This window comes from Shewanella maritima (assembly GCF_004295345.1).
Classification (GTDB): domain Bacteria; phylum Pseudomonadota; class Gammaproteobacteria; order Enterobacterales; family Shewanellaceae; genus Shewanella; species Shewanella maritima.
This window is the reverse complement of the sequence record NZ_CP036200.1, coordinates 3,518,981-3,531,854: the sequence shown is the minus strand read 5'-3', so window position 1 is coordinate 3,531,854 and position 12,874 is coordinate 3,518,981. Positions and strand designations below refer to the sequence as shown.

The 12,874-nt window shown below is 44.7% G+C and carries 11 protein-coding genes; 6 read left to right on the top strand and 5 right to left on the bottom strand.

All coding sequences use genetic code 11. The annotated features are described in order from the left end of the window. Window positions 1-52 precede the first annotated feature (52 nt). Both EXU30_RS15015 and EXU30_RS15010 read right to left on the bottom strand, forming a co-directional pair. Window positions 53-1,867 carry an alpha-amylase family glycosyl hydrolase gene (locus tag EXU30_RS15015; protein WP_242620234.1) on the bottom strand — a complete coding sequence of 605 codons (1,815 nt, stop codon included), beginning with the start codon at window positions 1,865-1,867 and terminating at the stop codon, window positions 53-55. Between the two features lie 29 nt (window positions 1,868-1,896). Then, window positions 1,897-2,865, bottom strand: a complete 969-nt coding sequence (locus EXU30_RS15010; protein ID WP_130601359.1) for an aldo/keto reductase — start codon at window positions 2,863-2,865, stop codon at window positions 1,897-1,899. Between the two features lie 196 nt (window positions 2,866-3,061). On the opposite strand from EXU30_RS15010, the gene EXU30_RS15005 reads away from it, so the two are divergent. Further along, window positions 3,062-3,952, top strand: coding sequence for a LysR family transcriptional regulator (locus EXU30_RS15005; RefSeq protein ID WP_130601357.1), 891 nt, complete (start codon window positions 3,062-3,064; stop codon window positions 3,950-3,952). A 167-nt stretch (window positions 3,953-4,119) separates the two neighbouring features. Here EXU30_RS15005 and EXU30_RS15000 read toward each other — a convergent pair whose 3' ends face one another. Next, a complete protein-coding gene (locus tag EXU30_RS15000; RefSeq protein WP_130601355.1) occupies window positions 4,120-6,243 on the bottom strand; it encodes an alkyl/aryl-sulfatase in 2,124 nt (707 codons plus the stop codon). 277 nt (window positions 6,244-6,520) lie between these two features. Here EXU30_RS15000 and EXU30_RS14995 point away from each other — a divergent pair, with 277 nt between their 5' ends. Further along, entirely contained in the window at window positions 6,521-7,345 is an 825-nt protein-coding gene (locus tag EXU30_RS14995; RefSeq protein ID WP_130601353.1) for a LysR family transcriptional regulator, read from the top strand. A gap of 130 nt (window positions 7,346-7,475) precedes the next feature. Here the strand turns inward: EXU30_RS14995 and EXU30_RS14990 are convergent, their stop codons facing one another. Then, entirely contained in the window at window positions 7,476-8,147 is a 672-nt protein-coding gene (locus EXU30_RS14990) for an energy transducer TonB (RefSeq protein ID WP_130601351.1), read from the bottom strand. Between the two features lie 391 nt (window positions 8,148-8,538). On the opposite strand from EXU30_RS14990, the gene EXU30_RS20305 reads away from it, so the two are divergent. The 4 genes from EXU30_RS20305 to EXU30_RS14975 all read left to right on the top strand — a co-directional run bounded on the left by EXU30_RS20305 (window position 8,539) and on the right by EXU30_RS14975 (window position 12,399). Beyond that, window positions 8,539-8,712, top strand: a complete 174-nt coding sequence (locus EXU30_RS20305) for a hypothetical protein (protein ID WP_165399028.1) — start codon at window positions 8,539-8,541, stop codon at window positions 8,710-8,712. Window positions 8,713-9,169: 457 nt separating this feature from the next. Continuing rightward, entirely contained in the window at window positions 9,170-11,242 is a 2,073-nt protein-coding gene (locus EXU30_RS14985; protein WP_130601349.1) for a M13 family metallopeptidase, read from the top strand. A gap of 309 nt (window positions 11,243-11,551) precedes the next feature. Further along, a complete protein-coding gene (locus EXU30_RS14980; RefSeq protein ID WP_130601347.1) occupies window positions 11,552-12,007 on the top strand; it encodes a hypothetical protein in 456 nt (151 codons plus the stop codon). Between the two features lie 11 nt (window positions 12,008-12,018). Further along, the gene (locus tag EXU30_RS14975; RefSeq protein ID WP_130601345.1) at window positions 12,019-12,399 is read left to right on the top strand and encodes a hypothetical protein; all 381 of its coding nucleotides are present in this window, start codon (window positions 12,019-12,021) and stop codon (window positions 12,397-12,399) included. A gap of 109 nt (window positions 12,400-12,508) precedes the next feature. Here EXU30_RS14975 and EXU30_RS14970 read toward each other — a convergent pair whose 3' ends face one another. Continuing rightward, the gene (locus EXU30_RS14970) at window positions 12,509-12,862 is read right to left on the bottom strand and encodes a hypothetical protein (protein WP_130601343.1); all 354 of its coding nucleotides are present in this window, start codon (window positions 12,860-12,862) and stop codon (window positions 12,509-12,511) included. Window positions 12,863-12,874: the final 12 nt, after the last annotated feature.

The window sequence follows — 12,874 nt, the reverse complement described above, 5'->3', positions numbered from 1 at the left end:
CCTTTGTTATTTCTGCCTGCAGCTAATCTCTAGCTACAACCTCAACCTTATGTTATCGCTTCTCTAGAATGGCATAACTTAGTCTTGGCAGTTGTACACTAATGATTTGCCCTTCAACATTAATATCCACGCCATCTGGCGCACTAATTAACTGGTAATCTGCTTTATCTAGGCTTATTTTCCCCGCTTGTCTGCCTGAGTTAAACACCATTAACCACTCAGTATCACCATAAACTCTAGCAAACGCGAACATTGGGTTATCTTGCTGGTAAAACCTTGGCTGATACTCACCGCGGCGCATGACTATATTACGCTTGCGCAACTCACTTAGCTGCGCAATTGCGTTAAATATAGGGTGCTCTGTATCAAAGTTATCATCAGCGGTCGACTTATCTGTGCCTAAAAGCGCATTGTCATTGTAGCTAGCCACCTGTGATGCAAACATATCTTCTCTGGCATAAATATCGTTACCGTCGCCAGTAAAACCCTGCTCATCGCCATAGTAAATCACCGGAATACCGCGGGATAAAAACATATAAGCATGAGATAAAATACTGCGTTTAAGCTTGTCAGCATCACTTTGCTGAGCGTCATGTTGATTAATGAAATAACCGCTACGGCCCATGTCATGGTTGCCTAGAAACGTCATCAATAAATCTGCGCCGCTGTCATGGTCTTGATACAAGCCATCTTGAGCAAACAGCGCCTTAGCATGCACAGGACTTTTACCACGATAGAAAATATCGGCGGCCACGCGCTGAAAACCAAAATCTAATACCGAGGGCAATTTACCTTGGGTGGTATAAAGGCTTAACGCCTTAGGATCAGAGTCATAAACCTCACCAAAAACATGGAACTGAGGAATACCTATTGATTTAGCATGGGCGACAATTGCCGGGCTAAAGCTTTGCCAAAACTCAAGGTCTACATGGCGTACAGTATCAATCCTAAAGCCATCTGGTTTAAATTCTGTGATGAGATTTTTATAGATTTCAGTCATTCCCGCTAATACCTGTGGATGACTGGTATCAAGATCGTCAAGGCCATTAAAATCGCCATTTAACGAACTCTCACCACGAAAAGTGCTGTCCCCTTGATTATGATAATACTGAGGGTCATTCAACCATTGTGGCACCTTTAACCCTTGTTCACGCTCAGGCACAAATGGCGTGTATTTATCACCTGCTGCAACTTGCTCAAGCGACTTGTATTCACAATGAGTATTGCCCACCTTAAAGCTGCCATCAGCATTGTGACACTCAGCAAACTTAATTACGTCCGCTGTATGATTGGTAATAATGTCGAAAAATACCTTAATTCCCTTGGTATGCGCGGCGGCAATCAGTTGTTTCAACTCATCATTGGTACCAAAGTGTGGATCAATTTCGGTAAAGTCGACAATCCAGTAACCGTGATGTGCCACACCGTCTTTCTGCACCGCTTTGTTGCGCAAAATCGGCGTCATCCAAATGGCAGTAACACCCAGCTGCTGCAAGTAATCTAGCTTTTGCTCAATGCCTTTAATATCGCCGCCATGGAAACCGCGCTCAGTAGTCACATCTAAACCGCCGTGGGAAATACCCTTGGCATAACCCGGCGCCGCGCCATTGTCATTCGCCGGGTTTCCATTATTGAACCTGTCGGGCAACACAAAATAAAAAATGTCATCTCGTACATCACGGTTGAGATAGTCTTGATAGATCGCGGGCACAGTCGCTTGTCGCTTTTCAGTGGCATCAGAGCTTGATTGTTCACCTAACGGCTTGACTAGTTCTGCATCCTGCCCCTGACTCTGGCAGCCCATTAGGCCAACGCCTAATGCAAGGCTAGCGCCTATAACAGCTGCGGTTCGATTAAATACGCTCATTAATTAAATCCTTTTTCCAGTGGGCAATATTAGGGTAGCTCGACGCCTTTAGCGCTAACATACAAGGCATACCAGTGTTCGCGGCTAAGCTGCAGCTTATTCACCTCGGTGCAGGCCTTAATTCGTGCAAGGTTCGTTGTACCAATAACAGGTTGAATATTGCTAGGGTGGCGCATTAACCAGGCGAGCAATATCGCCTCAGCACTTACGCCATACTCGCTTGCCAATTTAGCTACAAGCTTGGATGTTTGGTGAATAGCTTGGCTCGCTTGCTCTGTGGCAGCGCCTGTATATTGCCCCTGACACAAGCTACCCCACGACTGAATTTGCACCTTTTCAGCCTGGCAATATTCAAGCATGCCTGGAGCAAAGTTAATGTCACTGCCCGCTTGATTACCGGCATAGACACCTTCATCAACAAAGCTGTGTTGTTGCAAACTCATCTCTATTTGATTAACCGCTAACGGTTCGCCTATCGCATTCACCAATGCCTGCATTTGATATTGCTGCATATTCGACACCCCAAGGTGTTTCACCTTACCCGCCTGCTTGAGCGATAAATAAGTTTGCGCAATTTCATTAACGTCCATTAAAGGATCTGGGCGATGCAGCAGTAAGATATCGAGGTAATCACAATTAAGCTGAGCTAGACTGTTGTCGACGCTGTGCTTAATCCATTTCACTGATAGGTCATAACGTTTTGGGCCAAGGTTATCATCAAAACGGATGCCGCATTTGCTTTGAATAATCATCTGCTCGCGGTCATTTCGCTGCGCGAGTGCCTGACCGAATACTTGCTCTGCTTTGCCAAAGGTATAAATATCAGCGTGGTCGAAAAAGTTAATGCCATTATCTAAGGCACAATCAATCACCTGCTGGGCTTGCTTTACATGAGTGCTTTGATAAGGCTCATCACTCCATGCGCCCCCAAGCCCCATGCAGCCGTATACCAGGCTTGATGCGTGAGGAAATAAAGTTTGAATTGGCAATGTCGACATAGTTTGCTCAGTTAATCTGCTTATTTATTTGTTATCAGTGTAATCAAGCTAGATTGTGATGAAAGAGCAAAAAGCAAAATCATTATTTGTTATAGCGAGCAATTATTGATTTAAGTTTGCTGCTATGAGCTAATAACAGTAAACAGCCTTGAGCCCAACACTCATAAGTAGAACAGCCCTGAGCAAGAGAGCAGCTATGAGCCAATCCAGAGAACATAAGAAATTTGAGCGCTTATTTCTATTTAGCGAAGTCGCCAAGCAACTCAGTTTTACTGAGGCTTCAGCAAACTTAGGGATCTCTCGCGGTTACTTATCTGAGCAGATTAAGCAACTTGAGCAAGACTTTGGCAGACCATTACTTGTTCGCTCAACTCGCAGCGTCAAGCTTACCGAGCAAGGACAACAGGTGTTATCCAGCATGGGGCAGGTAAAATCTCAGCTGATAGACCTAGAAAGGCAGATCCGTCACGATCATCAAACCATAGCGGGTGATATTAGTATTACCGCACCAAGTCAGTTTACCGCCCGTTTTTTATTGCCGATTTGCCAGCAATTTCATCGCCAGTATCCGCTGGTTAATTTTAAAATTGATACCAGTTACACTCAGCACGACCTTAACCAATCCGACTTTGATATCGCCTTTCGCGCCACCACTACACCGCCGCAAAATATGGTAGCTAAAAAGCTGTTTGACTATCGTCACGTATGCTGCGCATCACCGGCCTATATTGCCAAGCACGGAGCGCCGCAATCGGTCGATGACCTAGCTAAACATCAATGTCTCACCACAAGTGAGCAAGCTAACTGGAAGCTTGACGGCCAAGCAATTAACGTATCTGGCGCCATTGCGATAAATGACAACCATATGCTCAAATCATTGGCACTGGATGCTCAAGGCATCATTCTGGTAGCGGAGTACCTTGTCGATGAAGAGCTAAAGTCAGGGCAACTGCAAACAGTGCTAACGGGTTGTGACACCATGCAATCGAGTAGCTATTTACTGCATCCTCAGCTTATTCATCAATCAGCAAGATTAAAGCTGTTTATTGAGTTCGTACAGCAGCAAATTGGCCTTCATTCCAGCTAAAAACAGGAATTTGAAATCAGATATTCAGAGACAGGAAGTTAGGGCTCGCAAGATTTAAGCAAAACAACAGGAAATCAGCCCTGGCACGCTTCACTAATTATTAAACTAGCAAGGTGTACCAGAGCTGATTGGGGGATGAAAACTATTTCTGACTAAGCTGTTTCAGGCTATTTCAAGTAAAGCTCGGCATCGACTTCCTGGCCTTTCGCAGGTTGTGGCACAATCTCAAACTTGTCATCAAATTCGACTTGGGCTGCTTGCAGCTTAGCTAGCACACTCGCATCACCTACAATACTTGCTTTGCCCGCTTTTAGTAATTGCTCAAGCGTCACTTGTCCCATCAAGATTTTCGCCACATCACCATGCTCAATACGCAGCGTTGCATCAGCCTTTGGTTTAGGCGTATTAGCTAACTCGTCTGCATACTTGCTCCACTCAAAGTTGTTGAAGTTACCATTAGCCATTTCGGTGACGTAAAACGCCTTGGTGTCTGTTACCTCAATGTTCATAGTAAACGGCGTATGCTGGGCGACAGTTGAATCGACTTTTACAGCAATATAATCCAGCAGATTATCAATGCCCATATTGGCGAGTACATCAGCACTTGCAGCTTTGATCGAGCCAGGTTGAATACCCACGCGTGTTTCCTGTGCGCCAGTTAGGTATACGTTACGCCAGCCGGCACTTTCTGCTTGATAGCCAAGTTGCTCATAGGTGTCAGCCAGTAAACTGCGCGCCTGTTGATTATCAGGGCAAACGTTGACAACCTTATCCATCGCTGTCGCCACAAAGCGATACTCACCTTTAATAAAATCGGCTTTGGCTTTTTCAGTCACAGCTTCACAGCCTCCCATGTACTCAACAAACTTTTGTGCTTCTGCGGCAACAGGTAGCGGGTTTAAGTTAGATGGATTCATATCAAAATAACCCAGATACATGTTGTAAACCGCTCTGGCGTTATGGCTATAGCTACCGTGGTAACCATTGGTGTGCCAAGACTGCTGAATCGACTCTGGCATTACCGTATAAATCGCATCGCCAATGTCCTGCATTACCATGCCGTTATTGGCTAAGCGCAGAGTTTGATTATGGGTAAAGCCATAAGCATCACGCTGCATCTTTAAGTATTCTTGGATATTGTCATTTTCCCAAATCGGTGCTGAATGCGAGCCAAACAGGTACTCAGCCTCATGACCCCAAAGCATCAACATCTCATTGATTTTCTTTGACCACTTGAGTGAGTCGCGCACTTTTGCTCCGCGCAAAGTGTAAATATTGTGCATGCCTTGGTAGGTAAGCTCACCTGTCCATAACGCCTTGTGTTTAGGAATATATGTCACCATTTCTGATGCGGCTTCGGTACCTGACGCATCGACAAAGTGCATTTCAACACCATCAATGGTATGCACCTCATATTCGTTGTCCCAGTTCATTTCTTTGTGTGGCAACACGTACGATAATTCACCGTTGGCGACACCTTTTGCTAACGCAGCATCAACAATGCCGTGGGCATGACGGCCGAGTGAGTTACCGTATTGGTAAGTCACGCGACGTGACATGGCGTTACCTGCAAGTACGTTCTCATCGACAATCTCTTTGGTAATGTTACGTGAACCATATACTTTCACGTCAGGATTGTGTTCATATACTGCGCGTGAACCACCGAAGTGATCACCATGTGAGTGCGAGTAAAGCATGGCAACCACTTTCAAATCGCCACCTTCAGGCACTTCAGACAAGAAAAAGTTTAACGCGGCAGCCATCGACTCTTTGGTCGTCAGCACGTCATACACGATCCAGCCGGTTTCACCACGAATAAAAGTAGCTGAAGCAAGATCGACACCGCGCACCTGATAAACCTCTCCCGGAATGACTTCATAAAGGCCATTGGCTGCCTGATTAGCCACAGCCTGACGCCACAAAGATGGGTTGACACTGTCTGGATAATCAACTGCGGCCTCAGGGGTAACGTCAATAAAATCAGTAAACTTGTCGCGAATAATCTTACCGCTGGCACTATCAAGGACTGCAATCAGGCCACGATTAGTGTCTTCAAATGCTTGAGTGTCAGCATAATTGAGGGTTTTCGCCACTTGCTTGTTAGCCTTAATGGTTGGCAGCGTTGCAGGTTTACCGTCCATATTTCTAAGCTGATCTGGCGTGAAATGCTCAAGCTCACATAAGTGTTCGTCTTCATGATGGGCATGGTGACCCGCGTGTTGGTGCTGGGCAGCGCTAACCATACCTGAAAAAGCAGTAAGTACTGTTAAAGCAATAATTGACTTGTTCATAAACACCTCATCAATGCATTGAAAGTTTGGAAATTGGTAACTTTTAGTTAGTAGCTATTAGTTGGTAACTAACAGTTGATGAGGTCATTTTATGGTCACCATGCAGGTAAAAACATAAGCTGGCAATTGTATACGTTATAAGCTGAGCTTATACTTAAGGCACCTTTTTCTTGCATTAACAGTGCTTAAACCCTGGTTTAATGCCAGTAGGCAAAACACAAAAATTACTGAGTCACGCGACGACTAAAACGCTAATGTGCACGACAATGGGGAAGATATGGACTTAAACCTACTCAGCACCTTCATTCAGGTCTACAACTGTAAGTCTTATACAAAAGCATCAGTTGAGATAGGCATTAGCCAAGCGGCAGTATCGCAACGAATCAAGCAGCTTGAGCAGCAACTCGGGGCTGCGCTGTTTATTCGTAAAGGTCGCTCCATTGAGCCAACTTCTCAAGCCAACTATATGATGACTAAGCTGGCTCCAGCGGAAAACCTGGTACGCGAAGCACTCTATGAAGTAGGCTACAAGGTATATGTGCAAGAGCAGTTTGCTTACGATCTTGCTAACTCTGGGCTACACCTAGTTGATGCGCCCCATAGCCAAATGCAGATATTTGAAGACTTGCGCAATCGCAAAGTCGATTTGGCTATCGACTTCGTCACTGCAAATGACCCAAGTATAGTGAGTGAACCATTATGTAGCGATAAGATGATCATTGCCCTAGCTAATAATCACCCTCGTATTGGTGATGAGCTAACCGAGGAGCAATACTACAATGAGCAACATGTCACCATTAAAACCCGCCGTCAGGACATAGACACCTTTACTATTCTGGCAGAAAATCCAGCGCCGCGAGATATTGTGTTTAATGCTGGCTCCATGAGTGCACAGCTTACCTATGTGGCAAACAGTGAAGCGCTAGGATTAACTACAGAGCGCATGAAAAAGTATGTCCAAGCGTTAGGCCTGCGTTTTGTTGAGCCGCCAATCAAACTAATAAACGTCGAGTTTCAACTGCTATTTCATCGAGCAAATCTTAGCAACAAGGCTCACAAGGAGTTGCGGGCAAAAGTAAAACAGCTTATTCAAGCTGTCTAGGTAAAGGTCAAAGAGTAAGAAGCCGCCTAAGTTAGCGACGGCTTCTGGCTGATGATAAAGTACTGATAAAAATGTGTAAGCCGTACCTTATCAAGTGCTTCTAAAATAGCGGCACTAGAGCAGTTAACAGCTAGTTATCAAGCGCGAAATCTAACCTTACTTGTAGTCCAGTCTGCGCAACGGCTTTGCCATCAATTAGCTTGGGCTTGTACTTCCAATTGCTAATGGCTTGCAGTGCAGCGCGGTTAAAAGTGCGCTTGGGCTCAGCTTCAATTACCTTGGCATTTAATACACCGCCCGCAGCGCTGATATCAAACATCACCACTACATAGCCTTCTTTACCATCACGCGCGGCAATAACTGGATACTGCGGCTCTACCTGAACCACAGGTATCGCATCTGAATTAGCCTTTGTTTGACCAAAAACTTCAGGGTTATTTTCAATCACAGGAGCAGGCACGTTAGTAATTAAGGCATCAGCACCTGAGGTATCCACTGCTGGCGGCGCAATTCTATCTACCTTTACTGGCAGAGGTTGAGGCTCTATATATGACTTTTTTGTCACCTTTGGCTCAGGTTTAGCTACAAACCCAATGTCAAACTGCGGCGCATTCGATGGCGAGTCCACATAGATATGATCAGTTTTAATGAGCTGCGCCATAAACACAAACAATCCAAAGGTCACAATTGCGCCAATGGAGGAAATAACTGAGCGGCTAATAAGCCATTGTACAAATGGAGTTTGGCTAACTGATGTTGAGGTAACACTTTGAGCGGCAAAACAGCTTGAGTGATTAGTCATATACAGTCCTTTTGTTTATGTTTATCGCTATTAAATGAGTAGCACCCTCGCTCAAAAAATGACAAATGTTTTGTTACATATACAAAAATCACCTTAAAATTTAACAAAATAACAACCAACAAATTACACCCGCAAAACACTTACAAGAAATTCAGTTAACAAAATCACAGTTTCAAACTTAGTGCATCTACCTAGCCCATGATGCACTCACAATTGTTAACTAGATCGCTTTTTTATTAAATTTACCCTGCTAAATTGCCAATTAAGCACTCACTAATATTTCGTATATTTTTCAGTCAACAGTGAGTGGACAGTGTTATTTTGACTTTATTATCAGATATGTAGCTGCACATGTATTGATAGCAGCTGACAAAAGTTTGAGGGTATTTATATGGCACAAGTAATTAACGTCATTCCAAACGATGCTGAAATTAACGCAATCGCCCAACCTAAAAATCAACAAGCAGCTGAAGAGCTTGCTAGACGCAAAAATGTTAAACGACGCCTTGATGATTATCTCGAGCGACAACAACTTAAACAGGCTACCGACGAATTCTGGGCCTAACGCTTTGCCAATTTAAAGCAACCAATAACCGACTCCCGTTTTGGTGTTCAATTACCGTTTCCTCACTCCATACGTGAACACCAAAACGCTCTCTTCTTTCTATCCATTGGCTTCTTACTCAGCGTTAAGCGTGCCTTATATTAAAAATACCTTGATAAACCTCAGTTAACGAAGCAGCGAACTGTACAATTTCGCAACAGACACTCCACCAACACCCCAACCCAAGCGCATGAAAATTAAAAATAAAAATAGCGTTCTCAGCTAGCCGCAACTTGCGTTAACAATTTGTTCGTTGACATTTTTGCTCATATCCACAATATGTCAGAGTTTAATTGCATAAATGACATCTACCTCTCGCGCTCAAACGATACACCAACACCGTTGAAGCTAGGCAACACTTGGTAGATTCAGACAATAAAAACCTGACTCAAATGGAAGGGAAATCAAGGAAGCAACAATGAAAAAATCGTTAATTGCCATTGCTTTAGCTACTAGCTTTTTAAGCGCATGCGGTAGCTCAGATGTTAGCACTCAACCAGCCGCAGATACCACAACACAACAAGTAAAAGGTAAAGCCGAACTCGGTAGCTTTGGTGTGGATTTAAGCGCGCGCAACGAATCAGTCAAACCTGGTGATGACTTCTTTATGTATGCCAGTGGTACATGGTACGACAATTTCGAAATGCCAGCGGATAAGACTCGCTACGGTGCATTTAACGCCCTGGCTGAGCGCAGCGAAGAGCGTGTTAAAGAGATTATCAACGACATCACCAATCGCAAAGATTTAAACGCCGAAGAACAATTAATTGCTGACTTTTACCACGCTTACATGGACACAGACACCATCAATAAGCTAGGTATTACCCCAGTTAAGCCAATTCTAAATGACATTAATAACATTAAGTCGATTGACGACTTAACTCGTATTTTCGGTCAATCATGGTTAACCAATGCAGAATCACCTATCGGTGGTGGCATGTGGTTCAACCGTTTAGACCCAAACAAATATGAATTGTCACTTGGCGCTGGCGGCCTTGGTATGCCAGACCGCTCATACTATCTAGATGACAGTGAGCGCTTCGTTGACATCCGCAAAGCCTATGTCGACCACATTGCCGCTATGCTTGCTTTTGCAGGTATTAAAGATGGTAAAGAGCGCGCTCAAGCCATCCTTGATCTTGAAATCAAAATCGCTGAAGGCCACTGGCCACGTGAAAAACGCCGTAACCGCGACCTCACCTTGAATCAAATCAAGCGCGAGCAACTTAATACACAATACGCTGGCTTTAACTGGGATCTGTTCTTTGAGCAAACCGGGTATAAAGTACCGCAAGTCAATGTTGCTCAACCTGAGCCGATTAAGGCGATGATCAGCTTGATCAATAACGAGCCGCTAAACGTTTGGCAGGATTACCTCACTTTCCACACCTTAAGCAACAACGCGGGCTTATTATCTGAAGATGTATATAACGAAAGCTTTGCCTTCTTTGGTAAAACTCTGAGTGGTCAAGAACAGCCTCGCCCACGTTGGAAGCGCGCCGTGACTGAAATGTCTGGTACTCAATCTCTTGGATTCGCCATTGGCAAAGTGTATGTAGCACGTTACTTCCCTGAGTCGTCTAAACAGCAGATGGCAGAGTTAGTTGAAAACCTACGTACTGCACTAGGTCAGCGTATCGACGGCCTTGACTGGATGAGTGATGAAACTAAGGTAAATGCCCGCGCTAAACTGGCAGCGTTTACCCCAAAAATTGGCTACCCAGATGTATGGCAAGAGTTTGATGGCCTTGAGCTTTCAAATGATGATTTAGTAGGTAATATTCAAAACCTACGTAAATACTTCCACGACCAAAGCGTTGAGCGTGAGCTACAAAAAACTGACCGTAACCGTTGGGGCATGACGCCACAGCGCGTCAACGCTTACTACAATAGCTCATTTAACGAAATTGTGTTCCCAGCGGCGATTTTACAACCTCCGTTTTTCGACCCAAATGCTGACCCTGCTGTTAACTACGGCGGCATTGGTGCGGTAATTGGTCACGAAATGGGCCATGGTTTCGACGATCAAGGCTCTAAGTCTGATGCCAACGGTATTCAGCGCAACTGGTGGACAGACGCTGACCGCGCTGCATTTGAAGCTAAAGCTGATATGCTTGCTGCTCAGTATAGCCAGTATGAGCCAATTCCAGATAACTTCGTAAATGGTCGCAACAGCTTAGGCGAAAATATCGGTGACGTTGGTGGTCTAGCAATGGCTTACCATGCATACAAGTTAAGCCTAAACGGTAAAGAAGCACCTATCATCGACGGGTTAACGGGCGACCAACGCTTCTTCCTGGCCTGGGCTCAGGTTTGGAAAGAAAAGCGCACCGAGCAAAGCATGCTAAGTCAGCTACGAGCTGGTACTCACGCACCTGGTCGTTACCGCGCACTCGCGCCACGTAACCACGATGCATGGTACAAGGCGTTTGACGTAAAACCAGGCGATAAGCTATATCTTCCTGAAGATCAGCGCGTACGCATCTGGTAGTTAGCCTTAATCGCTTAACTGACTAACCAGTAGGTTAATCGCAAGTAAAACAACAAAAAATCCACCTTGAACAAGGTGGATTTTTTTATTGGCCCCATAACGGTTTTACAGCCTTATCTCTTAGTGATAATTCTGCTTACACAAGCTAAACGCTCAAATTGACACCAGATTGCACAACTGTATAATCGGCTTCTAATTTATTGCTTAGCTAACAATGCGATCATGGAGTCGATCACCACATAAATCATTTCATGAGGTCACCATGCTTACACGCCTAACACCTGCCTTCGCCCTTGCTATAGCTTCGCTATGCCTATACTCCCAGGCTCATTCGCCACAACACCAGATAACTCGGCAGACAAAGTGCGCACTGGCTTTAGCGCCGCAAATGGCCGCACAGCAAAAGAACAAGCTTGGGATGAATTCCTAGAATACAATCAAGAAGGTAGCAGCTTGAAAAGCCATTTTGACGCATTCAAAGCAATCTATACTCGCGGTGAGTTAAACCTTACTTTTGATTATAAAAACACCATTCAATGTAAAGCTGATAGCTACAAAGGCGCACGTAAAAACTGCTGGAAACTTGATGGCAAACTGTACTTCATTACTTCAGACAAGAACATTCGTGCCTACATGGAAAATCCAACTACAGAAGTCATTAACTATGACTCGCCAAATTCACGTCACGCAACCTTTGGGCAAGGGTTAACAATGCCACCATTTATACTGACTATTTACTGGAATATGGAGAGCGTAGTGGCGTAAAAAGCGCTCGCATGTCGATGCTATTGTCAGAAGATGGTTATAGCGATCACACCTATGTCGACATCATAGGTCAATGCCAAAACTACCAAGCGCAGTATAGTCTGGCGATGAAATCAGGAAGCGCTAATTGGCCTTACGATGGCTATCACAAGCACAAAGCCGTTGCGGGTAACTACAAATTATTCATTGGCGAGCAAGGCGTGAAAGTCAAAGCGAGCCCAAGGATCAAACTAACAGTTGAACTCACAAAGCTATTGAAAGCAAACACTGGCGAACTGGCAATTGCTAAAAGCGATGGCGCAAAGATCCCACTGACCTTTAAGGCAAAGAGCTTTGAAGCGGCCGCTGAAAAGCTTGACGCGCTTTGTAAACAAGCTATTAGCAGTAAGTAGGCAATTAGCTGATAGCTAGCAAAACAAAAAATGCCAGCCAAGACGCCCCTGTAACAGGGTCAACCTCGACTGGCATTTTCAAATCAGTTCTAGCCAACAAGTTAGTACATTAGTATGCAATTGGTGGCTGCATAACTTGAGTAAAGCTCATACCCGCGCTGCCACCGCTAATATACGCTGAGTCAACCGCAGTTGTATTTGATTGCTCAGCAAGTGCGACATCTGCATTAAAATGCTCGCGACTGTCAAACTGCTGCATCGCATCCATCAATTGCGCTTGCGAAATTGTCATGCAAGATTCACCATCTACGCTTGCGCCAATTGCAGCACTAGTCGCCATAGAGCTACCTATGCTCAAGGTATCAACTTGCACATCATCAGCGGCGAAGACTTCAAAAGCAAAAGTCCCCGCTAATAACGCCACAAGAGCCGCCACTTTAAAACGATTTCTTTGACTTAACATAGCACCCTCTCT

Coding starts and splice junctions, on each gene's coding strand:
- EXU30_RS15015 (WP_242620234.1), bottom strand. CDS start 1,867: ATGAGCGTATTTAATCGAACCGCAGCTGTTATAGGCGCTAGCCTTGCA.
- EXU30_RS15010 (WP_130601359.1), bottom strand. CDS start 2,865: ATGTCGACATTGCCAATTCAAACTTTATTTCCTCACGCATCAAGCCTG.
- EXU30_RS15005 (WP_130601357.1), top strand. CDS start 3,062: ATGAGCCAATCCAGAGAACATAAGAAATTTGAGCGCTTATTTCTATTT.
- EXU30_RS15000 (WP_130601355.1), bottom strand. CDS start 6,243: ATGAACAAGTCAATTATTGCTTTAACAGTACTTACTGCTTTTTCAGGT.
- EXU30_RS14995 (WP_130601353.1), top strand. CDS start 6,521: ATGGACTTAAACCTACTCAGCACCTTCATTCAGGTCTACAACTGTAAG.
- EXU30_RS14990 (WP_130601351.1), bottom strand. CDS start 8,147: ATGACTAATCACTCAAGCTGTTTTGCCGCTCAAAGTGTTACCTCAACA.
- EXU30_RS20305 (WP_165399028.1), top strand. CDS start 8,539: ATGGCACAAGTAATTAACGTCATTCCAAACGATGCTGAAATTAACGCA.
- EXU30_RS14985 (WP_130601349.1), top strand. CDS start 9,170: ATGAAAAAATCGTTAATTGCCATTGCTTTAGCTACTAGCTTTTTAAGC.
- EXU30_RS14980 (WP_130601347.1), top strand. CDS start 11,552: ATGCCTATACTCCCAGGCTCATTCGCCACAACACCAGATAACTCGGCA.
- EXU30_RS14975 (WP_130601345.1), top strand. CDS start 12,019: ATGTCGATGCTATTGTCAGAAGATGGTTATAGCGATCACACCTATGTC.
- EXU30_RS14970 (WP_130601343.1), bottom strand. CDS start 12,862: ATGTTAAGTCAAAGAAATCGTTTTAAAGTGGCGGCTCTTGTGGCGTTA.